General features: G+C 64.7%; 23 protein-coding genes, 1 pseudogene and 1 riboswitch. Of the genes and pseudogenes, 9 read left to right on the top strand and 15 right to left on the bottom strand.

Annotated elements, in window-relative coordinates; all coding sequences use genetic code 11:
- Positions 1–268: 268 nt before the first annotated feature.
- A riboswitch (cobalamin riboswitch) is annotated at positions 269–467 on the top strand.
- A gap of 89 nt (positions 468–556) precedes the next feature.
- From AB4Z10_RS25715 to AB4Z10_RS25690, 6 genes are read left to right on the top strand one after another with little or no spacing between them, the layout of a single operon-like run.
- Positions 557–2,533, top strand: coding sequence for a TonB-dependent receptor plug domain-containing protein (locus tag AB4Z10_RS25715; protein WP_441473245.1), 1,977 nt, complete (start codon positions 557–559; stop codon positions 2,531–2,533).
- A complete protein-coding gene (locus AB4Z10_RS25710; protein WP_441473244.1) occupies positions 2,530–3,378 on the top strand; it encodes an ABC transporter substrate-binding protein in 849 nt (282 codons plus the stop codon). Before AB4Z10_RS25715 ends, AB4Z10_RS25710 begins: the two co-directional genes overlap by 4 nt.
- Positions 3,375–4,385 (top strand): FecCD family ABC transporter permease, encoded by a 1,011-nt coding sequence (locus tag AB4Z10_RS25705; RefSeq protein ID WP_441473243.1) that lies wholly within the window; start codon positions 3,375–3,377, stop codon positions 4,383–4,385. Before AB4Z10_RS25710 ends, AB4Z10_RS25705 begins: the two co-directional genes overlap by 4 nt.
- Positions 4,385–5,179, top strand: coding sequence for an ABC transporter ATP-binding protein (locus tag AB4Z10_RS25700; RefSeq protein ID WP_441473242.1), 795 nt, complete (start codon positions 4,385–4,387; stop codon positions 5,177–5,179). The genes AB4Z10_RS25705 and AB4Z10_RS25700 overlap by 1 nt, the downstream gene beginning before the upstream one ends.
- A complete protein-coding gene (locus tag AB4Z10_RS25695; protein WP_441473241.1) occupies positions 5,172–6,191 on the top strand; it encodes a DUF6925 family protein in 1,020 nt (339 codons plus the stop codon). The genes AB4Z10_RS25700 and AB4Z10_RS25695 overlap by 8 nt, the downstream gene beginning before the upstream one ends.
- 60 nt (positions 6,192–6,251) lie before the next feature.
- The gene (locus AB4Z10_RS25690) at positions 6,252–6,476 is read left to right on the top strand and encodes a hypothetical protein (RefSeq protein WP_441473240.1); all 225 of its coding nucleotides are present in this window, start codon (positions 6,252–6,254) and stop codon (positions 6,474–6,476) included.
- Between the two features lie 10 nt (positions 6,477–6,486).
- Here the strand turns inward: AB4Z10_RS25690 and AB4Z10_RS25685 are convergent, their stop codons facing one another.
- From AB4Z10_RS25685 to AB4Z10_RS25625, 13 genes are all read right to left on the bottom strand, one after another.
- Complete coding sequence (locus AB4Z10_RS25685; RefSeq protein ID WP_441473239.1) at positions 6,487–6,882, bottom strand: hypothetical protein; 396 nt, start codon at positions 6,880–6,882, stop codon at positions 6,487–6,489.
- A gap of 369 nt (positions 6,883–7,251) precedes the next feature.
- The gene (locus tag AB4Z10_RS25680; protein WP_441473238.1) at positions 7,252–9,723 is read right to left on the bottom strand and encodes an arylsulfatase; all 2,472 of its coding nucleotides are present in this window, start codon (positions 9,721–9,723) and stop codon (positions 7,252–7,254) included.
- Positions 9,724–10,374: 651 nt separating this feature from the next.
- Entirely contained in the window at positions 10,375–10,722 is a 348-nt protein-coding gene (locus AB4Z10_RS25675) for an HdeA/HdeB family chaperone (protein WP_441473237.1), read from the bottom strand.
- Between the two features lie 381 nt (positions 10,723–11,103).
- Positions 11,104–12,300 (bottom strand): M14 family metallopeptidase, encoded by a 1,197-nt coding sequence (locus AB4Z10_RS25670; RefSeq protein WP_441473236.1) that lies wholly within the window; start codon positions 12,298–12,300, stop codon positions 11,104–11,106.
- Between the two features lie 61 nt (positions 12,301–12,361).
- Positions 12,362–12,634, bottom strand: coding sequence for a hypothetical protein (locus AB4Z10_RS25665; protein ID WP_441473235.1), 273 nt, complete (start codon positions 12,632–12,634; stop codon positions 12,362–12,364).
- Positions 12,635–12,803: 169 nt separating this feature from the next.
- Positions 12,804–13,991 (bottom strand): carboxylate-amine ligase, encoded by a 1,188-nt coding sequence (locus AB4Z10_RS25660; protein ID WP_441473234.1) that lies wholly within the window; start codon positions 13,989–13,991, stop codon positions 12,804–12,806.
- Entirely contained in the window at positions 13,988–15,022 is a 1,035-nt protein-coding gene (locus AB4Z10_RS25655) for an ATP-grasp domain-containing protein (RefSeq protein ID WP_441473233.1), read from the bottom strand. The genes AB4Z10_RS25660 and AB4Z10_RS25655 overlap by 4 nt, the downstream gene beginning before the upstream one ends.
- 254 nt (positions 15,023–15,276) lie before the next feature.
- Positions 15,277–16,263 carry a FecCD family ABC transporter permease gene (locus AB4Z10_RS25650; RefSeq protein WP_441473232.1) on the bottom strand — a complete coding sequence of 329 codons (987 nt, stop codon included), beginning with the start codon at positions 16,261–16,263 and terminating at the stop codon, positions 15,277–15,279.
- Between the two features lie 8 nt (positions 16,264–16,271).
- Positions 16,272–17,036: an ABC transporter substrate-binding protein gene (locus tag AB4Z10_RS25645; RefSeq protein WP_441473231.1), complete on the bottom strand. Its 765-nt coding sequence runs from the start codon at positions 17,034–17,036 to the stop codon at positions 16,272–16,274.
- A gap of 345 nt (positions 17,037–17,381) precedes the next feature.
- Positions 17,382–18,158 (bottom strand): substrate-binding domain-containing protein, encoded by a 777-nt coding sequence (locus tag AB4Z10_RS25640; protein ID WP_441473230.1) that lies wholly within the window; start codon positions 18,156–18,158, stop codon positions 17,382–17,384.
- Positions 18,148–18,954 (bottom strand): ABC transporter ATP-binding protein, encoded by an 807-nt coding sequence (locus tag AB4Z10_RS25635; RefSeq protein WP_441473229.1) that lies wholly within the window; start codon positions 18,952–18,954, stop codon positions 18,148–18,150. Before AB4Z10_RS25635 ends, AB4Z10_RS25640 begins: the two co-directional genes overlap by 11 nt.
- On the bottom strand, positions 18,947–19,990 hold the full coding sequence (locus tag AB4Z10_RS25630; RefSeq protein ID WP_441473228.1) for a FecCD family ABC transporter permease: 1,044 nt from the start codon (positions 19,988–19,990) through the stop codon (positions 18,947–18,949). The genes AB4Z10_RS25635 and AB4Z10_RS25630 overlap by 8 nt, the downstream gene beginning before the upstream one ends.
- The gene (locus AB4Z10_RS25625; protein ID WP_441473227.1) at positions 19,987–21,039 is read right to left on the bottom strand and encodes an ABC transporter substrate-binding protein; all 1,053 of its coding nucleotides are present in this window, start codon (positions 21,037–21,039) and stop codon (positions 19,987–19,989) included. Before AB4Z10_RS25625 ends, AB4Z10_RS25630 begins: the two co-directional genes overlap by 4 nt.
- Before the next feature lie 164 nt (positions 21,040–21,203).
- On the opposite strand from AB4Z10_RS25625, the gene AB4Z10_RS25620 reads away from it, so the two are divergent.
- Genes AB4Z10_RS25620 through AB4Z10_RS25610 form a run of 3 tightly spaced genes read left to right on the top strand, consistent with a single transcriptional unit; the run spans position 21,204 to position 22,261 of the window.
- Positions 21,204–21,338, top strand: coding sequence for a hypothetical protein (locus AB4Z10_RS25620; RefSeq protein ID WP_441473226.1), 135 nt, complete (start codon positions 21,204–21,206; stop codon positions 21,336–21,338).
- 9 nt (positions 21,339–21,347) lie between these two features.
- Complete coding sequence (locus AB4Z10_RS25615; protein ID WP_441473225.1) at positions 21,348–21,689, top strand: iron chelate uptake ABC transporter family permease subunit; 342 nt, start codon at positions 21,348–21,350, stop codon at positions 21,687–21,689.
- Positions 21,686–22,261: a siderophore-interacting protein gene (locus tag AB4Z10_RS25610; protein WP_441473224.1), complete on the top strand. Its 576-nt coding sequence runs from the start codon at positions 21,686–21,688 to the stop codon at positions 22,259–22,261. Before AB4Z10_RS25615 ends, AB4Z10_RS25610 begins: the two co-directional genes overlap by 4 nt.
- A 78-nt stretch (positions 22,262–22,339) precedes the next feature.
- Here AB4Z10_RS25610 and AB4Z10_RS25605 read toward each other — a convergent pair whose 3' ends face one another.
- Positions 22,340–22,867 carry an invasion associated locus B family protein gene (locus AB4Z10_RS25605; protein ID WP_441473307.1) on the bottom strand — a complete coding sequence of 176 codons (528 nt, stop codon included), beginning with the start codon at positions 22,865–22,867 and terminating at the stop codon, positions 22,340–22,342.
- A gap of 90 nt (positions 22,868–22,957) precedes the next feature.
- Positions 22,958–24,012: pseudogene (locus tag AB4Z10_RS25600) on the bottom strand (hypothetical protein); the annotation flags it as partial.

The raw sequence follows: 24,012 nt of genomic DNA, 5'->3' as shown, positions 1-24,012 counted from the left end.
ATTTAATTCGTTATTCGCACGCAATCGATTGAACCTGACCCATCTCTCCGCCGCAGGCCAATGCGTGCCGCTGATACGCCCCAAAACGGGCCATCTGAGCGCCAGAAGCCGGCCAGAAAGCTCAGCGTTCGCCCGGCTGGACGGGCGGGCGAAGCTTGGCTTGGCATCTCGCGGCCGCCGCCCCTGGAGCACACTCCGAGACCAAGCGTATCCCGCGGTCGCATGAGGCTGCGCGATCGGCGCGGTTTGACGCCGCCACTTTTTCGCCCTAATCCTCGCCGCGACGGTTCCCTCACGGGATCAAAAGGGAACGCGGTGCGGGCGGAGTTTTGCCCCATGCCGCGGCTGCCCCCGCAACTGTAAGCGGCGAGCCTTTCGCCATACGCCACTGGGGCCTCGGACCTGGGAAGGCGGCGCAAAGGCACCGACCCGCGAGCCAGGAGACCTGCCGTCAGCCGTGGTCACACGCGAACACGTTCGGACGGGGTGCGCCGATCGCTGATTTGACTGTTTGCCGCCTCTCGCGCGGCCGATGGGAGATCGCGTTCGCGGTGACGTGCCACTGACGTCAACGCCCGAGGTCTCCATCGTGAACGTCTTCTTCCCGGCCGCAGGACGCGGCCGCCTGCTGCTGTCCGCCTCCCTGCTCGCCCTCGCCTGCTCTGTCCCTGCCCTGGCGCAAAGTGACGCCGGCCCTCTCGCCCTCGACGAGATCGTCGTCAGCGCCACCGGCACGCCGACGCCGGCCCGCGAGATCGCAAGCTCGGTCACTGTCATCACGGCGAAGGACATCGAGCAGCAGCAGCGCCGCACCCTGCCGCAGGCGCTCGCCACCGTGCCCGGCCTCAACATCGTGCAGACGGGCGGGCCGGGCGGCCAGACGTCGGTCTTCATGCGCGGCACCAACTCGAACCACGTCAAGGTGCTGATCGACGGCATCGAGGCCCACGACCCCTCGACGCCCAACCGCTCCTTCGATTTCGGCTCGATGCTGACCGACGATATCGAGCGCATCGAGGTGCTGCGCGGCCCGCAGAGCGGCCTCTACGGCGCCAACGCCCTCGGCGGCGTGATCTCGATCACGACAGAGCGCGGCGAGGGTCCACCAAAGGCGACCGCGCGCATCGAAGCCGGCTCCCACGGCACCTTCAACCAGTCGGCCGGCTTCGGCGGCGGCAACGACCGCTTCAACTACGCCTTCAACGTGGCCCACTTCCGCTCGGACTCGACCCCTGTGACGCCGCCGAACCTCGTCCCGCCGGGCCGGCGCATCAACCCCAACGCCTTCGACAACTACAGCTATTCCGGCCGTGTCGGCGTCGCGCTCAGTGACACGCTGACGCTGAACTGGGTCGGCCGCTATCAGGACGGGCAGTTGCGATTCACCAGCGACACCGGCTTCCCGAGCCGGCCTGCGCCCTATCGCTCGGTGCAGAACTACGCCCAGGCCTTCACCCGCGGCGAGGTTGTGTGGGATCCGTTCGGCGGGCGCTTCGTCAACACCTTCGGCGTCTCCTACACCAACCAGGACCGGGCGACGCGGACGGCCAACGGCACGACCGGCATTCTCGGCCTGCCCAACGAGAATCTGGGCGAGCGCACCAAGCTAGACTGGCGCGGCAATCTCGAGATCGCCAAGGGCCACAATCTGCTCATGGGCTTGCAATACGAGCGCGAGCGGCTCGACACCACCAGCCTCGTCGCCTCCAACGGCAACAAGGCCGGCTTCCTCGAGTACCAGGGCAATCTCGAGGACCGTTTCTTCCTCGTGGCCAACATCCGCCGCGACGACGACGACAGCTACGGCGGCCACACCACTTACCGCATCGCGCCGGCCATCATCATTCCCGGCACGGAGACGAAACTGAAGGCGAGCTACGGCACCGGTTTCAAGGCGCCGACGCTCAACGAGCTCTTCGTCGACTATCGCCCCGGCTTCAACTTCCATGGCAATCCGAACCTACGGCCGGAAGAGAGCCGCGGCTGGGATGCCGGCTTCGAGCAGCCGCTTTTCGACCGGAAGCTGCAATTCGGTGCGACCTGGTTCCAGAACGACATCGACAACCTGATCGTTACCAACGCCACCTTCGATTCCTACGCGAATGTCGGAAAGGCCAGGACGAAGGGCGTCGAGGCCTTCGCCGCGCTGGAGGTGTCGCCGCAGTTCCGCATCCGGGCCGACTACACCTTCACCCTCGCCAAGGACGAGATCGCGCGGCAGGAGCTGCTGCGCCGGCCGCGACACAAGGCAAGCGCGACCGCGACGTGGACGCCGACCGACAAGCTCACCCTCTCGGCGACGCTGCTCTATGTCGGCTCCTGGGTGGACGGCAATCGCGACTTCTCCGTCTCCCGGCTGAACGCGAAGGGCGCGACGCTGGTCAATCTCGCCGCCGAATACAAGGCGACCGACAAGGTCACCGTGTTCGGGCGGATCGACAACCTGTTCGACAAGCGCTGGGAAAATCCGGTCGGCTTCCTGGTTCCCGGCTTCGGCGCCTTCGGCGGCATCAAGGTGGCCATCGGCGGATGAAACCGCGCCGCGCCAATCATGCCTTCGCCATGGCGGCCTTCGTCGCCATGGCTGTCGGCGCCGCGCCGGCCGCCGGGGCGAAGCCGACGCGGATCGTCTCGCTCAACATGTGCACGGATGAACTCGTCCTGCGCCTCGCCGAGCCCGAACGCATCGCTTCCGTCACCTGGCTCTCGCGCGATCCACGCAGCGCCAATATGGCGGAAGCGGCGCGCGCGGTCGGCGTCAATCACGGCCTCGTCGAGCAGGTCCTCGCCAGCCAGCCCGACCTCGTCATCGCCGGCGCCTATACCACCCGCTCGACCGTGGCCCTGCTCAAGCGCGTCGGCATGGAGGTGCGCGAATTCGGCGTGCCGCGGAACATCGCCGAGATGCGCGACCAGATCGGGCAGATGGCGGCGCTGGTCGGGGAGGAGGAGCGTGGCACGGCGCTGATCGCCGACATCGATGCACGGCTCGCCGGGCTGGCCGCGAAACGCCCGCACGAGCGCCGTCGCGCCATCGTGCTCAGGCCGAACGGCTTCACGGTCGGGCGTGGCTCGCTGGTCGACGAGATCCTGACGCTGGCCGGCCTCGACAACATCGCCGCCGAGCTCGGCATCGACAGCTACGGCCAGATCGCGCTGGAGACGGTGGCGCTGAGCGGCGCCGAGATGCTGATCCTCAACGACACTCGGGACGGGCCGCCCTCTCTCGCCCATGAAGTGCTGCACCACCCCGTGATCGGAAAGCTCGGCGCGCGCCTCAGGCTCGTCGCCCTGCCCTCGCGACTCTGGGCCTGCGCCGGGCCGAGCGTGCTCGACGCCATCGAATTGCTGGCCAAGGCGGCCGGAGGGAAGCGATGAAATCCTCCTCCATCAAGCCGCCTTCCCTGCCGATCCTGATCGCGCTGCTCGCTGCGGTGACGGTCGCCGTCTTCGCTCTCTCGATGGCCGTCGGCTATGCGCGGCTCGATCTCGGCGCGGCGATCCGCGATTGGCTGGCGGGGCGCCCGACCCTGCCGGCGCTCGTGCTGACCGAGCTGCGCCTGCCACGCGCCATCCTCGGCGCGCTCGTCGGATTCAGTCTGGGTCTGTCCGGTGCGGCGATGCAGGGGCTGCTGCGCAATCCGCTGGCCGAGCCCGGCGTGGTCGGGATTTCCAGCGCGGCCGCCTTCGGCTCCGTCCTCGCCTTCTACAGCGGGCTTTCGGCCAGCCTGTCGCTCGCGCTGCCGCTCGGTGGCATCGCCGGCGCCATCTTCGCTACGCTGGTGCTATTCGTCCTGCTCGGCCGCGGGGCCGGCACGACGACGCTGATCCTCGCTGGCGTCGCCCTCAATGCCTTCGCGGGGGCTGCAACCTCCCTCGCGCTCAACCTCGCGCCAAACCCCTATGCGGCGCTGGAGATCGTGTTCTGGCTGATGGGCTCGCTCGCCGACCGCAGCCTGAACCATGTCCTGCTTGCTCTACCGCTGATGCTCATCGGCTGGGCGCTGCTGCTCTCGACGGCACCGGCTCTCGATGCGCTGACGCTGGGCGAGGATACTGCCGCGAGCCTGGGATTCGATCTGACCTGGCTGCGTGTTCGCCTGATCGGCGGCACGGCGCTTGCCGTCGGCAGTGCGGTCGCGGTCACCGGCGCAGTCGGCTTCGTCGGCCTCGTCGTGCCGCATCTGCTGCGCCCGCTCGTCGACAACCGCCCCGGCCGGCTGCTGCTCGTCAGCGGCTTCGGCGGCGCCATCCTCGTGCTGCTGGCCGACATTGCGCTTCGGCTCACGCCGATCCGGCCGGAGCTGAAGCTCGGCGTGGTCACGGCGCTGATCGGCGCGCCCTTCCTCTTCAGCCTCGTCAATCGCATGCGGCGGGAGGCGTGATGGCCATCGAAGCTCACGACATCGCGGTCGCGCTCGGCGGCAAGACGATCCTTCAGAACATCGACCTCGCCTTGCAACGAGGCGAACTTCTGGGCCTCGTCGGCCCGAACGGCGCCGGCAAGACGACCCTGCTGCGGGTGATGGCGGGCCTGCTCGCCCCTGCAAGCGGCACGGTCCGCTATGACGGCGAGAAGGCGTGCACGCTGGGCCGGCAGGCGCTCGCACGGCAGGTCTCCTTCCTGGCGCAAGGCGGCGATACCTCCTGGCCACTCTCGGTCGAGGCCGTGGTCGGTCTCGGCCGCCTGCCGCATCGCCGTCCTTTCGGTAGCCTGACCGAAACGGACCGCAGGGCGATCGCCACCGCGCTGACCCATTGCGACGTGGCCGGCTTCGGCGACCGCACGGTGGGCACGCTTTCGGGCGGCGAACGCCGGCGGGTCCTGCTGGCTCGCGCGCTGGCGGTAGAGGCGCCCCATCTCCTCGCCGACGAACCGCTCGCCGGCCTCGACCCGCTGCACCAGCTGGACGTGATCGAGCTCCTGCGCCGGACCGCACGCCGTGGCGCGGGCGTCGTCGTGGTGCTGCACGATCTTACCCTCGCCACCCGTTTCTGCGACCGGCTCGCCTTGCTCGATCAAGGCAGGCTTGTGGCCGAAGGCGCGCCAGAAACGGTCCTCGACGAAGCCAGCCTTGGCAGTGTGTTCGGCGTCGAGGGGCTGCGCGGCAACCATGACGGCGAGCCTTTCCTCCTGCCCTGGCGGGCACAGAACCAAGGACGATCCCACGATGTCTGACAGCGCCACCATCCGCGCCGTTCTGCGCGAGCATCTCGGTGCCCCTTCGAGCCAATGGAACCTCGGCACCTTCGGCGCCATCGCCGAGTTCATGCGCGATGCTGGGGAGGCGGTCGCGATCACGGACGAACCGCACCGGCTTGCCGCGGTGACGGAGCGCGGCGGCATCGGCTTCGGGCGGCTCGACGACACCCGCCTGTTCGCCTCGGAGAGCGCCGTCGGCACGAGCTGGAGCCATCGCCTTGCGCTGTGCCTGCCGGAGGACGCCTGCTCGATGCACAGGCGCACCGTCCTGACCGAGCTTGGCCCGGACACGGACGCGCTACGCGCCGAGGATACCGCCGGTATCCTGTTCGATATGGGGCTCGGCACACTACAGGCCGATATCTGCATCCGCACGGACGATCCGGAACTGCTCACGCTGCTGCGCGCCCAGGCAGGTCGCTCGCTGTTCGGGCCCGGCAACCCCGCCATGCCGGCGATCATCGCAGCCGGGCCGCATCGAGTTTTCGTAGCCCGGATCGGGCGCTGCGAGGTCTACCAGCCGATCCCGGCGGCCGGCGGCAAGAGTCCGGAAGGCCCGCATACCCATGTGCTGCCGCAATTGCTGCGGGCGGGCCGAACCCATGCTGCGACTGAGCCGGTGCCCGACGGCTTCGTACCTTGTGCCCATCTGGTGCCGGCCCATCCGGCCAGGGACGCAATGGGGCGGCCGCGTTCGTTCGACCGCCAGGCCTTCGAACGTTTCGAGAATCTTCTGAATCGGTACGGCGATCCCGAAACGGTGGCAACGCAGCGGGCGGTGCGAGAGCTTTTGGCAAATAATGCGCCGCCGGCGGCTTTCTCAGCGCCGCCGAGCCGGTTTGGCCGCAATGCCGTGAAGGTCACGTTGCGCCAACAGAAGGAATTCCACGAGTCTGCCGGCCGATTGCAAGACTGGCTCCGTCGCTACGATAGGCGCGACGGCCGGGATCCCGGCGACGGCGACACGGATGATTACGGCCATCGTTGAGTCGGAACGGCATATCGCAACATCAGCCCGATCCCACGCTCTTTCCCCCAAGGGATGTCCGTGCACTTCATCGCCAGCTGCCATGGAGCACCGCTGCGCATCCAGACCGCCTTCGCGACGGCCGAGATCGCTTGCTCCTGGATGAGCGAAGCGACAGATCTCTGGAAGGAGAAGAACCTGCTCGGGACCCGCATCGTCAAATGCCAGAATGGTGGCGCATTAAGCGGGGGCAGCGGCCAGGGCACATCGGTTACGCCAACGATGGGCCAATTTCGACTGCGCTAACATCGCCCGGCTATCGCAGGAGACCCTCGTCTTTTCCCAGCAGACTCAGGACACACCAGACGCCCATCGCCACATGAAACGCGACCGCTGGCCACAGCAGCATGCCGTACAGTCCGTGGCCAAAGCGGGCGAACAGGAGAACGCTGGCGACCGCAATGTTATAGAACAGCATTGCAATGACCACTCCGCGCGAGGCGAGGCTCTGCGCATCGGCGCGCGCCAGCCAGGAGACGATACTGAGCGCAAGTATCGCGACGCCGCCAACGCGCACCAGGCTCACGGCGACGGGCGCGTCGAGCGGCGCCCCAAGCAACAGCCACGCCGTGACCGATGGAACGCCCAACAGCGCAAGGGCGGCACCGGCCTCGACGATTGCGGTCGCTGTTTGCAGGCTTCTCATGGTCATCTGGAGTTTCACCCGGCACGAGAAGGAAGGCGGCGGCGCGCAGGCGCGAGAGTTACGGTTGATATTTCGGGCCGCGGTGGCGCTCTATCCTTGACCTGTGCAGCGCAGACCATCCGCGAAATTGCTTGCGAATTCGCGCAAAACGCAGTCGTGGCCGTTCCAGTTCAACGATCAGATGAACCCAGGATCGTGCCGCAGTCGTATATCTTGTTCAGAATGGCTACCGTTACCTTCTTGATGGATCGAATACCTGCGAGCAGCCCCCCATCGAGCGGGATCGTTTTCCGCATGGTTTGAAGGTGGCCGAGGCAACCCAGGTGACGCCGGAGTGAACCGGCGCCACCTTCCAATTGCTTGAGCCAATCATTCCTAGTCTTTCGCCCGAGCGACCGCTTCCCGCAATTTCCTCTGGTCCGCCTTGGCCAGTTGCATCGGCCCAAGGTTGACGGTCAGTCTGTCGATCTTGCCATCGAAGGCAAACGGCACCTGGTAGTCTTTATCATTGACCCCCGTGCGCGTATCGACGCCGATGTCGAAGGTCTCGTCGGACACCTGCAGGAACGCGATCGAGTTGGGCTGCTTTCCGGTGGCGACGACTTTGCCGTCCACCTTCAGCTCACCGCTGCCGCCCTTGGCAATACCCGGGCCGTCATAGGTGTATTCGAACACGATCGTATGCTTGCCCGGGGTGAGAGCATCCGCGCCTTCCCAGCGATATTGGGCGAGGATCAGCATGTTGTAGTTGAACACCGGCTTGCCGTTGAGCAGGTAGAGCCCCCATCCACCCCAACGGCCTCCAGTGGTGGCGAGCATGCCGTTGCCGCCGCTCTGGGGAACGTCAACCTCGGCGGTGATCTTGTAGGATCGGCCGATGACGTTTGGCGAGTTGGCCATGGGGATGCCGGAATTCACGCCGGTATAGGTGAACACCGTCTGGCCCGCGGTGGCGCTCGGCCGCGGCTCGACTGCTCGCGCGAAGGACCTGTTGTCCAGCGGCAGCACATTGTACTTGGCAGCCTCCTGGACAAACAGCTTCTGCATCTCCTTCAGCTTGCCAGGCATCTTTGCGGCGAGATCGTTGGCCTGAGTGTAGTCCTCCTTCAGGTTGTACAGCTCCCATTTATAGTCGCTGATCGGCGGCAGGGGCGCGTTCAGGATCCAGGGGCCATGCGGCGGTGTCGTGTTGGCGTACCAGCCGTCATTGTAGATGCCGCGATTGGCGATCATTTCGAAATACTGGGTCTTTCGCTTCGAGGGCGCATTCGCATTGGCCTTGTCGAAGGTGTAGGCCATGCTCACGCCCTCGATCGGCTTTTGCTTGATCCCATTGACCGTCTGCGGCGCCTTGATGCGGGTCGCCTCCAGAATCGTCGGCACGATATCGATGATGTGGTGGAACTGGTTGCGGATGCCGCCGGGGTCATTGATATGGCCGGGCCAGCTGATCGCCAGGCCCTGGCGTGTGCCGCCGAAATGCGATGCGATCTGCTTGGTGTATTTGAACGGCGTGTCGAACGCCCATGACCACGCGACAGCCATATGCGGGTAACTGGCCGCCGACCCCCAAGTGTCGTAGAATTTCATCTGTTCGGCGATCGGGAAGTCGAGGATACCGTTATAGGCGGTCCACTGGTTCGGCGTGCCGGACAGGGTTCCTTCGGGGCTCGTGCCATTATCGCCGACGATGTAGATGATCAGCGTGTTGTCGAGCTTGCCCATGTCCTCGACCTGCTGGATCACCCGGCCGATTTCGTTGTCGGTGTAGGCAGCGTAGCCGGCAAAGACTTCGGCCTGGCGGGCGAACAGCTTCTTCTGGTCGGGCGACAGGCTGTCCCATTTCGGCAGGCTGTCGGGCCAATCGGTGAGCTTTGCATTGGCGGGGATCACGCCCAGGCGCTTCTGGTTGGCGAAGATCTGGTCGCGCATGGCATTCCAGCCCATGTCGAACTTGCCCTTGAACTTGTCGATCCACTCCTGCGTCGGGTTGTGCGGAGAGTGGGTTCCGCCGGGGGCGTAGTAGATGAAGAACGGCGTGTCGTGCGCGGCAGCGTCAAGCTGCTTCAGCCGCGTAATGGCTTCATCAGCCATATCGGTGATGAGGTTGTAGCCGGGCTTGCCGACCCACGGGAAAATCTGGGTGTGGTCACGGAACAGATAGGGCGTCCATTGGTCGGTCTCGCCGCCCTGGAAGCCGTAGAAGTAATCGAAGCCCATTCCCGACGGCCATTGGTCGTAGGGCCCGGCAACGCTGTACTGGAAATCCGGCGTGTTGTGGTTCTTGCCGAACCATGAGGTCGGATAGCCGTTGCCCTTGAGAATGGCGCCGATCGTCGCGTTGTCCGTACCGATGATCGAGTCATAGCCGGGGAAGCCGGTCGACAACTCGGTGATCACACCGTTGCCCGTGGAATGGTGGTTGCGGCCGGTAAGCAGGGCCGCGCGGGTCGGCGAGCACAAGGCGGTCGAGTTGAACTGGGTGTAGCGCAAACCCGCCTTTGCGACGCGGTCAAGCGCCGGCGTCGGGACGACGCCGCCGAAGGTACCGCTGACGCCATAGCCCTGGTCGTCGGTCATGATCAGCAGCACGTTGGGGGCGCCCCTGGGCGGAGCCACGCGCGGCGGCCACCAGACCTTCGACCCTTCAAGAGTTTCCTTGATCACGCCGCCAAATTTGGGGGGCGGCGCCGGGAGCTGCTTGCCATCGAGGGTGATCGTTGCGCTCGGCTGCCCCAGGGTTCCGTTGATCTGCTGGGCCGTTGCCGGCAAGTAACTTGAGCCGATTAAAAGGCTAACCGCACCCGCCAGCCCAGTGCTTATACGCAAATTGTGACGCGACCTCATGATAAATCACCTCGCTATTTTCCGTTTTAGACACAGATATCAAAGTATAATTATATAATTATTATCGCTATCCGCATTCCATTCGCAGATTGACGAGTGCAGACTCAAATGATTTTCTTATTCCTTGAATTCTATGGGGACTTCGTCCTTTCCGAGACCAAGGGCCACCCCTTCGCTCTGGCCAACGAGATGCATGATGACGCCAGCCTTATTCTCCAGCCAAAGTTCGCTGCGGGCGCCCACCTGGAGGCCCGCGGGGCCGGTTCCTTCCGCCCAAATGCCCGAGAATTGCGAGAGGTCGTCGAGTATAGACCTCGCCCATCACTTGCCGCTTGCAAAGGGCGAGGCCAACCTCAGATTCGCAGGCTGACCGCCTCCGCCTCGCATTCTGATCATTGCTCATGTCGATCTCCGCCATTCTAACTCGCTCGGCGCTGCGCCGGCGATTAGTCGGGCTGGCCGAGGAACTCCGTGGCCGGGATCATTGGAAGGATTCCGGCGCCTGCTTGGCCGGGCTTGCACAGATCTTCGTGAATTGGCACGAAGTTTGAAAATAAACACCGCCTGAAGTGGCAGTTGACGTAAGATTCGGCCGTCTACTTTTCCATAGCAGCTTTTTGTTGTTAATTTTTGGGTATTCTCTCCGTCGTCTTAATCTTTATGCATCTTGATTTTTTCCTCCTTCAGCAGACTGTCCATCGCTTCGATCACTGTTTTCCCGCGGTTTTCCTTGCAATACACGATAAGGGCGTGCTCGCCAGGTTTGACGCGGGTCAAATGGTAGAAGTGCTTCTTGGCGAGGCCGTTGTACCAGCCGGAATACCAGTTGGTGAGCGCGTCAGCGTCCTCCTGATACGTGTTTGCGAGTTGGGCGCATGTGATTTTCTGAACGTCAATGAAACCGTTCGCGTCGGCCAGAGTGTCGAGGCCAACTTGGGCTTGCGCCGAGGAGACAAGGGCCAGCAGAGAAACAGCGATAGTGCGAGCGGTTATCTTCATCGTCGTGCTCCGAAAATCGTTGTGTTCCGAAATTCGCGGCGGGGGATAGATGCACCGCGGAGGGCGACAGACGTTAGCAGCGCCCGCAAAGGATGAGCACGTAGCTTACTGTAGGGTTACGTCGAGGAAGCGCCTGATTTCATCGTCCTGATGCGGGAAACGCAGATGTCCCCCCGCATTTTTCCAGTCCCTTCCTACGTCCTCGCATCCGAGCCAGATTCCCCCACGTCGAACCCAGCGCCTGGGAGGACGTGTGCTCTTCAGAACGAACGCGAGGACGTCACTGCGGATGACGGCGATGGTCTGACCATTGCTGGGCGGCGCCCCTCTCGTAATGCGTCTGCCCAAGGTCACCGCCAGACGCGAATACCCCGTGTTCGATTATTCGGGATACGTCTCGCTACGGTCCGGCGTCGCCTTGTGGAAAAGGATGAACACCAGAGGGTTGCCGGGTTCGGACATCGCGTCGCTGCGCTGTCCCGTCACCTCACCGGCCACGCCGCTTGTATATTCCGCGACGACTTCTCCGAAGCTGTTGCGCTGGATGGCAACCTTCTGGCCGGCTTCGACCTTTTCATTGAGCTCGACGAGATGCTCGACGATCCCGCCCTGGCTCGCCAGGATCGGGAACGCGCTGTTGCCAACGAAGACATTCACGTCCTTGCCTGTGCGCCCCATCGGCCCGGCCAGGATGCCGTGATGCTTGAGGACGTTCAGGGTGCCTTCCACGAACAGCGAGATCATCTCGAGGTTTAGCACGCGCGCAGCGCCAATCTCCGGCGTAAAGGCGGGGATGCCCGCGTCCATGAACGCGTTATGCAGGACGCCTGGATAGACATGATTGTCGAAGATCTGACCCACCGGGTAAAGTTCCAGCATTGCTTTGACCTCCGGCACATCCATGCCGCCGATATTGAAGGCGGTGACCTCGAACCCCGTTGTCCCGGTATGGAAGTCGATCGCGGCGTCGGCGTTCGGGCGCAGCAGCCGGTTGAACAGCAGACCAGCGTGTCGGCTGGCTGCGGTCGGGCCATTCTCGTTCCCCGGCCATTCCCGGTTCATGTCGATCAGATCGTTGCCCCTGCCGAAATTGGGCCATCTGCGCTGCATGCTTTCGACGGCCGGGCGGGCGACATCCGTGACCGCCATCACCGTGCCCGACATCTGCGCCGGATCGAGCTGATTCATCACCGTTTGAACGGTATGGATGGAACTCATCTCGTCGCCATGCACGCCGCTGGTGAGGACGACGCGCTTGCCCGGCCTTGCCCCCTTGGCGACCGTCACGGACGCGTAGCAGTGTAGCCCGGTGGGCATTTGCACGCCCCGAAAATACAGATGGTGCTTCCTGCCGGGCTCCAAGTCACTGACGTCCAGCGTGCTGACGACCTTCTTTCCTTCGATCGTATCGCCCGTATAGACCGTGGCGGACGCCGCCCCCGAGGCAGGCCGACCAACGGGCGTAGCAGCGTTTTGGGCCATCGCAGAGCCCGTGCTCGCTAAGAGAGCGGCCGATGTGCCGATCGTTGCAATCATAAAGTCGCGGCGATCGGGGCGTTCTTCTGGCTTGCCTGGCATGATCTGTGTCCTAACCGTGTGAACCGCGGTGCAAGGTCAAATTGACCGTCTCTTCCCTCGCCTAATCACCGTCGAATCCGCTCTTCCTGGGAACGCGAGGATGGTCACGACGGGCCGGCCCCCCCTCGACGACCAGCGCGTCGTGAAAGCTCGGTGGCTTCGCGACGGCTACGAGGAGTTCTGAAAGCTTCTGCCACTCGAACACAAGATGGCCGTCTTGGGACGTTTCTGGAGAAAAGGGGGGAAATTCGGCGAGCAGATCGCGAATGCGCTCGGCAGGAGCGTCGTCCGCATGCGCCGCGACGCTGATCCGCCGAATAAGATGCTCATCCATATGTCAGATCCGCCTGCTGGATCGGATGTTAGTCCGCAGCCGTGCCGGATGCGAGGCGAACCTCGCTGCGCCGCGGTGCGCCAGAAGCTGACGTCGGCATACTGCCCTATAGTGGACGATCGCGGCCCTGGCCCTGAGTGGGGGCTGTCGCCGCACCGGAAGCGGTGATTCAGTCTCGGAACGCCGCCCCTTTGGCGAGACATTCGCACAGCTCTGCATAGACCGACGCAATCCGCTCTCGGGAAGGGAAAGCGCCGAGCGCGCGCTCAATTCTGCTCGCAAGCGTGCCGGCCCGAGAGATGCGCTCCAAATGCGGGATGCAGCTTCCGTCAGTAGAGCGCCCGAGCAGATGGCGCCAGAGTTCGCCGGCAGTGCACGCGTTTCCCGGTCGGCCGAGGGCGGAGAGATAGTCCGCATCGTCGATCAGCGCGTCCTCGGCCCGCTCGATGCAGCGGCCGAGGATGCTGACGAGGCGGCTGGTACCCAAGGGAGCGGCGAGAGGGGCCTCGTCCAGGTACAGCAGCCGAACAGCAGCGATTATCGCTTTGGCAACGGCGAGGTCCGCTTCAATGCATTCCTGCGTGTCGGTAACGCGGATCTCGATGGAATGGCGGTCAAATCGTGGTATGGCGCCACGGGAGTTCAGCCAAGGAAAGCGCAGCGTACCCTCGGGATCGGCCTGTGCAAGACTGGCGAACATCGGCGCCAGGATCTCCGCCTCATAGGCGCCTGCGCTGCCAATGCTGTCCGGGATGATGTTGCCGGCGACGAGCGGGTAACGCGCAGCATTCGTCCGATAAGCCTGCATCCGGAAATTGCGGAAGCCGGTCAGCCGAGCGTCCGCTACGGGTGAGCTCGCCGCGATGGCGGGGATGATCGGAAGTACGCGCCTGATGGCCTCGTGGAGCCGCGCGAACTCACCGTCGTCCGCGAAAGGCAGGTTGATATGGATGCTCTGGAGATTGGCCCAGCCATGCGTCCTCGTCTCGAAGATGCGTTGGTAAGCACCGTAGATGCCGTGCGGATCCACCGGCCAGGGTCGAGCGTCTCGCGGATCGAGCCACGGATGCATCGCGGTCGGCATCAGCCTCGCCCCGTGCTGCGCCAGGCGCCGGTTCATGGCGTCGATCTCGGCCTGCATCGGCTGTCGCAGCGCGTCCAGCCGTTCTATCGGAGTGGGGTTCTTCAGCTCGAGTACGTGGAGCATGAATTCGTTCGACCAGCCGAGCGCACCGGCTGGTGTGTCGAGATCGTCGAGGACGACGTCGGCGATCGGCATGCAGCGCATGTCTTCGCGGCCGACGATCGCGTACTCGATCTCGATGCCGAGGCGCTCGAACGCGCCATAGCGGGTCACTGCCGAACCATCCGCAACGCGCGGCGCACAATGGTGGCGATCACTGCCTCGTAGAGCTCCATGCCGGCGACGCCATCCTCCTGCCCGGCATCGACATTCGGATTGTCATTGACCTCGATGACGACGCTGCGGTCCGTCAAGTCCTTGACGTCGATGCCGTAAAACCCGTCTCCGATGGCACCGGCCGCCATTGCCGCTACCGCAAGCACGCGTTCAGGAACATTGACGAGGGACACGGCCTCGGTCCTGCCTTCCTGATAGCTGCGCGTTCCAGCGTTGCGCACGACCTGCCAATGGCCCGGCACCATGTGATAGCGGCAGGCGAAGATCGGCTGTCGGTCGACAAACCCTATGCGCCAGTCGAAGTCAGTCCGGAGGTATTCCTGTGCCACCACGGCGGTTTGGCTCCGGAACAGCGTCGAAGCGTGCTCGTACAGTTGGGCTGCACTGTCGACGCGGTACACGCCTCTGGAGAACGAGCTCCCCGGCTCCTTGAGCACGCAGGGCAGTCCGAGCATTGCTACGGCCCGGTCAATGGTTTGGCTGGTGAGGATCAGCGTTTTTGGCGTCGGCACACCGTGCATGGAGAACAGCCTCGCCTGAACAATCTTGGACGCACAGCTCAGGATGGAGGCGTGATCGTCGACGGTTGCGAGGCCGAGCTCAGCCGCCTTTCTCGCGAAAGCATAGGTGTAGTCATCGGTTCGAGTGTGGTCGCGAATGAACAGCCCGTCGAACTCGCCGAGACGCTCGATGTCGCCGGCCGTGACGATCTCGGTCTCTACCCCAACCGTATCCGCGGCCCGGACGAACAGTGCGATCGCCGCAGCATTCGAGGGAGCGAGGGCGCGCCCTTCAGTTCTGAGGATGGCGACCCGAAGCCGCGGACGAACCGCAGCTTTGAGGGGAGTTGCCATAACGCGAGCCGGGTCAGCCATCTCGCGCAGCATGCCGCCGATACATAACCAGTCACTTAAACTTGATGCCCGCTGCCGGCTCGCGGTCGCGCTGTGGAGCGCGGTAATGCTCACGATCTCACCGTGCGATCGATCACGTTTCGGCGCGTGTTCCAGACCACGCTGCTTAATCCGAAAGGAGCGATCTCGCCTTCGCTCTGCTCCCGGCGGCAGATTACGGGATGCTGGCTTGCTTCGCCGGCGTGGTCGCCGCCCGCGTCATCATGGTGCTTAACCGATCACAAGCCGCAAACGTCCGAAATCAGCCCGCGCCAGGCTATGTCGAACCGGAAGGCCGCGATCAGTGGGGCCAAGAATTGAAGCCCCCGTTAGACGAGAGCCCGCCGACCGCGCCAAAGAAGCCAGACGAAAACCGGCCCGCCGATGAGCGCCGTCAGCACGCCCAGCGGGATTTCGATCCGAGCTGCGCTGCGCGCGAGCGTGTCGACCGCGACCATGAAGCTCCCACCCAGCAGGATCGCCACCGGCAGAAGACGGTCAAACCGCGAACCGGCGATGAGCCGCGCCATGTGCGGTACCATCAAGCCGACCCAACCGATTACACCCGAGATCGCGACCGCGGCGGCGGTGATCAGCGTCGCGGAGACGATGACGAGGCGGCGCAGCCAGACCGTGTCGATGCCGAGGGCGCGCGCCTCCTCCTCTCCGAGCCCCAACACGCCGATGCGCCAGCGCAGCAGGACGAGCGGGACGAGACCGATGAGGACGATCGGCACGGCCGCGAGTGCATCGCCGCGCTGGATGCCGGAAAGCGATCCGAGCAGCCAGAAGGTGATGGCGGGAAGCTGCTCGTAGGGGTCAGCCAGGACCTTGACCAGGGCGATCGCCGCGCCCGCCAGCGCTCCGACGACGATACCAGCGAGCACCAGTACGAGAATATCAGCCTCTCCCCGCAAGGCGCGCGCGAGCATCGCGACGCAGAACACGGTCGCAAGACCTCCACCGAAACCGAGTAACTGAACGGCGAAAACGGGCAATCCGAGCAATATGCCGAAAACCGCGCCGAGCCCTGCCCCACTCGACACGCCGAGGATGTCCGGCGAGACAAGCGGATTGCGAAACAGGCTCTGATAGGCGCTTCCGGCAGCCGCGAGCGCCGCGCCGACCAGCAACGCCGCCAGCACACGCGGCAACCGAATATCGAAGACGACGTGTGCGGAGGCGGGATTCGCCGCGCCGCCGGCGAGCATCCTCAGGACCGTCAACGGCGACACGGGATAAGGTCCGATGCCACAGGCTACGACGACGGTGACGATGAGCAGCAGCCCGAGCAGCGGCAGGATGGAGCGGCGCATCGAACTCGTCAGGGTGAACTGCCAAGCAGCCGGTTGAGTGCGGAACCGTCGAGCTCGATCTGGTAAAACAGCCGGTAGAAGCCAGCCACTTCCGCGCGCAAATCACCCTCGACCTTGCCCGGGTAGAGCAGGTGCAGCAGCCAACTCAGCCCGATCAGCCGGTTTACGGAAGGCGGAGAATCGATGAAGCCGAACGGCAACGCAGGCGCGACGTAGACCCGGCCCGCCCTTGCGGCCTCGAGCTCTGGCCAGGGCGGGCGTGTCGCGAGGCTGTCGCGCAGCGAAGCATCGAGCGTGATGATGGCATCGGGAGCGATCGCCAGCAGCCGTTCGGCCCCGACCCGCACCAGCCCGCCGCTTTCGCGCAGGCCGTCGACGGGATTGATAGCGCCGACGCGCTCGATCATTTCCGTGTTGATCGATCCGCGCGTCCCGCTTTCGAGACCGTCCGGACCACGTGCCAAATAGACCTTCGGGCGCTCGGCCTGCGGGATCTTCGCCAATGTCGCATCGACGGCGGCAAAGATGCGCTCGGCGTCCTTCGCCAACGCTTCCCCCCGTGCCTCGACGCCGAGCACGCCGCCCAGCAGCCGCAAGGCCGTCGGTGTGTTGGCGAAGCTGCCGTCGATCAAAAGGTACGGAATGCCAGTTTGGGTTTGCACGCGGTCGGCAAGTGAGCGGTAGGTATCGTTGATCGTGCCGAAATCGATGATGAGGTCGGGCTTCTCGGCAAGCAGGCGCTCGAGGCTCAGCGTGTTGCCGCGACCGGTCAACCTGCCGAGTTCAGGGAGATCGCGGGTTCCGGGCACCAGGAAGGGTTTCTCTTCGGCCCGCGGCGCCCTCACCCATCCGACCATCGTTTCCGGAGCGACGACGTAGAGAAGCGTGGAGGCGGGAGGCCCCGCGGCGAAAACCCGGCGAACATTGTCCGGGACCTCGACGACGCGCCCAGCCGAATCCGTGACAGGCCGGGCAATGGCGCCAGCTACGCAGGCTAGCCCGAGCAACAGAGCCGCAGGGACCGAGATCCACGATCGCCACATGTCTATCACCTCTTGCAATCTTCGGTGTTGTTGGTGCTGCCAGCGGCCACGATGCGGGCAACCCGAACTCTCCCGCTAGATGTCATGGCTCGCACTCGTCCCGTCCGAAGCCAGAAAGCCGTTGGCAAGGAGCACGGCCCCAGCCTGCTCCCCGATGAGAAAGGCGGCAAGGGCACGCCCCGCGTCCCCACCGGCGCGCGCGACCGCCAGGCCATAGGTCGCGGTGACCGCGCAGTTCCCGGGCAATGCCACGACCGCACACGGACCTGAGTGATCTAGACCGAGCGTGCCCGAGCGGTAACCCAGGACGATATCCGCCTGTCCGGTCTCGATCAGCCATGATCCGGGTGAACGCCCCGCTGGCACGTCCGAAACGAAGCCTCCACCAAGCAGAAGGTGCGCCTTGGCAGCGAGCATGCGACCCATGCCTGGTCGAATCCGATCGACATGTTCGAACACCGCCTGGGCATAGTCTCCCGAAGGGTCGGCAACGGGTGTCGAGGTTGCCAGCACCAGTCCCGGATCGAGCATCGCGTTGATCAGCCCGGCGGTGTCGATAGCTAGGTCGCGCCGAACGACTGCGCAAATTTCGTTTCGGGCAAAGCAGATGGGTTCATCGAACACTCCCACTTCGAACAAGCGGCGGGGATGCTCCATGTTGGCCGAAGCGAAGACATTGGCCCCCTCGCCGGCTTCGATCCGTTGACGCAACAAACCTGCCGGGCCGAACAACGCATCGACGCGCGTCGCATGAGCCTGCTCGAAGAGCGGCAGCAGCCCGCCGAAAGCACGGCGCAAGCTTCCGGCTGCATAGAGCGTCACGGACCGCATTCTCGCAGCCTCATTCGACATGACCGTCTCCCGGAGCGCGCTTGCTCCCCCGCGCGACCTGGCTTCTGAAGATCGGAGCGAAGGCCGTCAGCTCCCTGCCCTCGGCGGCGAAGCGCAGCAGGCGCACCGGCACCCTGTAGAGCTCAGCGAGATTAGCCTCCGTCATGGTCTCGACCGCCGGGCCTATCAGGTGCCGCTCGTCGTCGTGCATCAGCAGTACCCTGTCGGCGATCGCGAAGGCGTGGTCAGGATGATGCGTCGTGAACAAAACCGCGAGCTGCCGGTCGTCGGCGATCTTTCGGATCAGGGCGATCACCTCGTCCTGATGGTGCAGGTCAAGCGCCGCCGCTGGTTCGTCGAGCAGCAGGATCGGCGTCTCGCCTGCGAGCGCCTGGGCGATCAGGACGAGTTGCCGCTCGCCGCCGGACAGCGAATTGAAGGAACGCTCCGCCAGTCTCGCAATGCCGAGTTCGGCCAGACAGGCGGAGACGATATCGCGATCGCGGCGCCCAGGCGTGCGCAGCAGCGGGATGTGCCGCGTGCGGCCCATCAGCACGATATCGAAGGCGCTGTAGGAAAAAGCGGGCATGAAGGCTTGCGGCACGAAGCCGACATCGCCCAGCGCCTTGATGTTACCGACGCTCGGACGGATCAGGCCTGCCACGGCCCGCAGCAGCGTCGACTTCCCGCGTCCGTTGGGTCCGAGCACGGCAACGATCTCACCGGCCGAAACGATGAGATCCAGCTCCCGGAACTGCCAGCGTTGGCCGTCATAGGAATGGCCAGCCCGGGTCGCCTGAATGCGGGGCTCAGCCATTTCCACGCTCCGAGCTGGTGGCGCGCAGGAAGACGAGTGCGAAAACCGGTGCGCCGATAAGGGCGGTCAGAATTCCCAGTGGGATTTCGCTCTGGCTCAGCGTGCGCGCGACATCGTCCACCAGCACCATGAACAGGCCCCCGGCCAGCATTGCTCCGGGCAAAAGAACGCGATGGTCCGGACCGACCAGCATCCGCGCCAGATGCGGCACGACGAGGCCGATCCAGCCGATCACGCCACTCACGGCAACCTGGGCCGAGACGATCAGCCCGATCAGCATCAGCACAAGCCATCGCGTCGGCTCTGCCCGGACGCCGAGCGCCTGGGCCTCTTCCTCGCCCAGCGAGAGGATATTGATGCGCCAGCGCAGCAGCAGAAGCAGAGCGGCGCCCGGAACGAGCGGCCCGATCATCAGCAGGAGCTTGTCATAGTCGGCTGTGGCGAAGGAGCCGAGCAGCCAAAACACAATGCGCGGCAGCTTCTCCTCGGCGTCGGCGAGATATTGCGCCAGGCCGACCAGCGCCCCGAAGAAACCACTGACCACGACCCCGGCGAGGACGAGCACCAGCATGTTGCGCCGTGCCACCAGGGCGTTCAGCGCGTAGACCATCAGCAGCGCCAACATGCCGAAGAGAAAGGCCAGCGCCAGCAGGAGGCCGCGCGACTCGCTCATCAGGATCGCCAGCGTGCCGCCGAAGGCCGCTCCGGTCGAGACGCCGATGATGTGCGGACCGACCAGCGGATTCCGAAACACGCCTTGCAGCGCCGCCCCGCACAAGGCGAGGCCTGCCCCCGCAAAAAGCGCAGTCAGGACGCGCGGCATCCTTACGGTCAGTACGACATGCCGCTCGATCGCGTCTGTGCCGTCGAAGCCAAGCAGGATTTGCCCAACGCGAGCGGGCGAGATGCCATAGCGGCCGATGCCGAGAGAGACCAGCAAAGCGACGAGAAGCGCGCCCGCAAGCAGCCCCAGCACGACGCCGGGACTTTGGTGACGAGCGGCGCGCACCACCTGGCGATCGGCGCCCGCGGTCAATGGAAGGAATCGTAGCCAGTACGGTAGAACCGCCGGTAGTAAGCGTCCGCCTCGGCCTGCATGTCGATATCGGCGAAACGTTCGGGATAGAGCTTCTTAGCCATCCAGAGCTCGCCCAGCGCCATCGCCTCCGGCATCGGATAGCCCCAGGCCTTGGCATATTCCGGCATGAGGTAGACGCGGCCCGCCTTGACGGCCTCGATGGGGTGCCACGCCGGCGCGCGCTTGATCTCGTCGACCACCTGCGGATAGCGCTCCTGCACGAAGATGACGGCAGGATTCCATTTCAGGACATCCTCCATCGTCACCTGCTTGAAGCCTTGCAGGCTGGCCGCGACATTGGCCGCCCCCGCGCGCTTGATCATGATGCCGGTGTACTTGCCCGAGCCATAGGTGGTGAGATCGGGATTGGCCATATAGGCCGTTATGCGCTGCGCCGGCGCCACCGTCGCGAGACGTTCGGCGACGAGCTTCCGCTTTGCGGTGGCCGTTGCGATCAGGGCCTCGGCCTCGTCCTTGCGATCGAGCACTGCGCCGATCAGCCTCACGCCTTCCGCGAAACCGCTCTCATAGGCGGCTTCCTCGTCGGCTACGACCGGGCTGACCTTGGCCGCTTCTCCCTGCGGGGCGGTCAGAAGCGAAATCGCGACGACGGGGATGCCCGCCTTCTCGATCTGGCCGATCATCTCCGCTGGAGTGTAGTTGGTGACGAAGACGACATCGGGCTTCAGTTGCAGCAGAGCCTCAATGTTGACCTTGGTCAGGCCGCCCGGCATCGGCAGCCTTGCGAGCTCGGGCGCTAGGCGGACGTAGTTTGCCCCGAGCTGCTGCTTCCACTGGTCGAGGATGCCGACGATCTTGCTGGTCGCGTTCATCTGCACGGCGAGATTGAGCGTCTGATGCTGGAGGACGACAGCACGGGACACGCTGTCCGGCAGCGTCACCTTCTTCCCAAGCTGATCGGTCACGGTCCGCTCGGCCCGAGCGGAGAATGCCATGAGCGGCAGGAGGAGCAGAGCGACGAGCACTGCGATGGAACGCTGGGGCAAGGCCGCCTCCCGTGTAGTCCAAGCTACGCGCCGTCCGCGAATCCGTCGTCGGGCGTCGCCTTCGTTGTATTTCCACGGGAATAACGCGCGCCCGTTCCGACAGCAAGCGATCGTGCCAGGTGTGGTCTCCATGGCGATCAGCTCGAACTACGGTTCTGCTGTCGATGGGCCATCCGGCGCTGCGCGGCTTGCTGGGCTGGCTGTCGGGCTCCACGGCCAGCGTCGAGCCCCTCGGAGCGATCGCGGCCGTGCTCGCCCTGATCGACGCGCTGGCGGTGCTGCCCCCGTTGCTGCGCTGACTCGCGATATTGCCGCTGGGGCAGGCCACCGCCGGCGCGGTCGGCATATCCGTGAGGCGCGCCCGCGCGATCGTTCTCGCCTATTGCGCCGTTGTCACGGGGGCGGCGACCTTGCTGATCGGCCCGCTCAGCTTCGCCGGCCTGATGGTACCGCATATCGCGAAACGCTTCGGCCTCGCGGCCGCGGGGAGCCAGCTCGTCAGCGCGATGCTGGTGGGCGCCTCGCTTCTCGTCGTCTCCGACTGGATCGGGCGCGCCGTGATCTTCCCTTGGGAAATCCCGGCGGGATTGGTCTCGGTGTTCCTGGGCGGGTCTTATTTCATGTGGCTGATGAAGAGGCGCGGGCAATGAGGACCTCGGGCATAACCCACAATCCCGGACGCGGGGCGTTCCGTCGGCTCGAGGTTCTGCGCGCCTGGCGGGTGACGACGAATATGCGCCGGGTGATCCTCACCGGGCCCGAGCTGGCAGGGTTTTCGTTCTACCGCTACGGCCTCGGGCCGTATGTGAAGCAGCTGGTTCCACCGATGAACTTCAAGGAGCCGGGCTGGCCGCGCCTTGGAGAAAGCGGCGCGATCGAATGCCCTGATGATCAACGCCCATCGGTGCGCACCTACACGGTGAGAGATTTCGACGACGAGCTGCTGGAACTGATCATCGGCTTCGTCCTGCACGGTGATGAGGGCCCGGCGTCGCGCTGGGCGACCAAAGCCGAACCCGGCGACAGCATCGCGCTCCTCGAACGCGGCTTCTCGCAGCCCCACGGGGTGGATCGCTATGTCTTCATCGGCGACCATACGGCTCTGCCGGCCATCGCCCAAAGTCTGGAGAACCTGCCTGACGACAGCACGGGCCAGGCCGTCTTTGCTTGCACGACGCCAAGGACAAGCAGCCCCTTCGTGCCCCACCCGGCTTTTCGGTAATCTGGCTGATCGGCAAGGAAACGATCGAGCTGCCGTCTTTGATGAGGGATCTGCACCTATCGCCGGTCGACGGCCGGTCTACGGCTCTTTGGCGAGAGCAGCCATTGCCTGCGACAGGCCACGAAATGACAATGGCAGTGCGGTGTCGCGATCGGCCGCATTCCTGAACACGATCCGACCCGGCTCGGATTGCGCGGCCAGTTCGCCGATCGCGGCGCTCGAGATTTCCGCCGACGCGAAGCAGGCGCCCGGCAAGCAGCGCTGCCAGGTCAATTCGAACGGCGCGGCGCCTGCCTTGGAAGTCGCGACATAGGGTCTGACGCCGATCGCGATGTTCGGCGGAACAACAACAGTCAATCGTTCGCGCTCGCCCGGCGCCTGCTTGCCGATGGCGATCTGCGCGACGGGCGCGGTTTGACCTTGCGCCACGATCATGTAGGCGACTTCGCAAACTCGCCTCGGCGGCGCGGCGATGCCGTCGCAGCGCAGGAGCCAGTCCCCGAAACTCGCCGCCGTCCGTTCAGGCGTGGCCGGCACTGGAGTTGCCGCGGACTTCGTCGCGGGGCCATCCGTAGCCGTAACCGCCCCCTTCTGCGTCTGCCCCATGGCGATCAGAGGGGGCAGGCAGAAGGCCACGACAAGCAGAAAACCAGGCAGGCGGCACATCGGATGCAATCTCATGTCAAGAGCGTGCCTCTATTGAGGCACGGAAGAACACACTTGAGCGGTTCCGCCGCCACCGCCGAAGCAGATGTAGACCTGGTCGAAGCGCGGATCCGCGTGGACCGTGCCAGTGCCAACGCCCAGCGCAGCAAAGACGGGCTTGGCAGGGTCAGGCAAAGCCGGCGGGTAAAAACTGTCGTTCACAATCGTGTTCGCCAGCGGGGCAGGCTCGACGCTCGGAACGGCGGTCACAGTCCAGTTGCCGGCGATGCGTGCGGTGACGATGTAATTCGCATTGTTCAACACGCCGACGACGTTCAGCGCATACGGACTGCCGGCCACGCTTGATGTGCTGGTGATGCCGAACGAGTTCGAAAGCCCCGTCAGCACGCTGGCATTTTCGCCGTTTTGCAGGCCCGTTGCCGAAAGACCGGGATTTGCCGGTTGTGATCCGTACACCGAGGTTCCGCCCATCGCGATAACGATGATGGCTGCCGGATTGATTTGCACCGTGCCGGTGCCGCCGACCAGCGTGTAGTTGCTGTTGCTCAGCGACAGCCCCGACAGGTTCAGCACCTGAGCTCCCGCGCTGACATTCGCCGAGGCGACCGACCCCGTCCCGGTCAGCCCGATCGAGGCCGCCGTTGCGCCGGAAACGCCGTTGGTGAGGGTCAGGCCACCCGCCGCAACGCTGGTGCCACCGCTATAGGTCTGCGATCCCGTCAGCGTCACCGCCAGCGGGTTGACCGTCACCGTCCCGCTGCCACCGGTCAGCGTGTAGTTGCCGTTGCTCAGCGACAGGCCGGCCAGCGAGGACATCGCCTCCGSMCCGGCATTGGCCGARGCCAGCGTGCCSGTCGGCGTGCCGCTGACCGTCAGCGTGTCGCCACCGATCTTGTTGCTCGCCGTCAGTGCCGCCGTGATCGCCGTCAGGCCGTTATAGGTCTGCGATCCCGTCAGCGTCACCGCCAGCGGGTTGATCGTCACCGTGCCACTGCCGCCGACCACGGTGTAGTTGCCGTCGCTGACCGACAGCCCCGCTGTGTTCAGCGCCTGCGCTCCCGCGCTGACATTCGCCGAGGCGACCG

Source organism: Allobosea sp. RAF48 (assembly GCF_052114025.1).
Taxonomy (GTDB): domain Bacteria; phylum Pseudomonadota; class Alphaproteobacteria; order Rhizobiales; family Beijerinckiaceae; genus Allobosea.
This window is presented reverse-complemented; position numbering and strand designations above follow the sequence as displayed.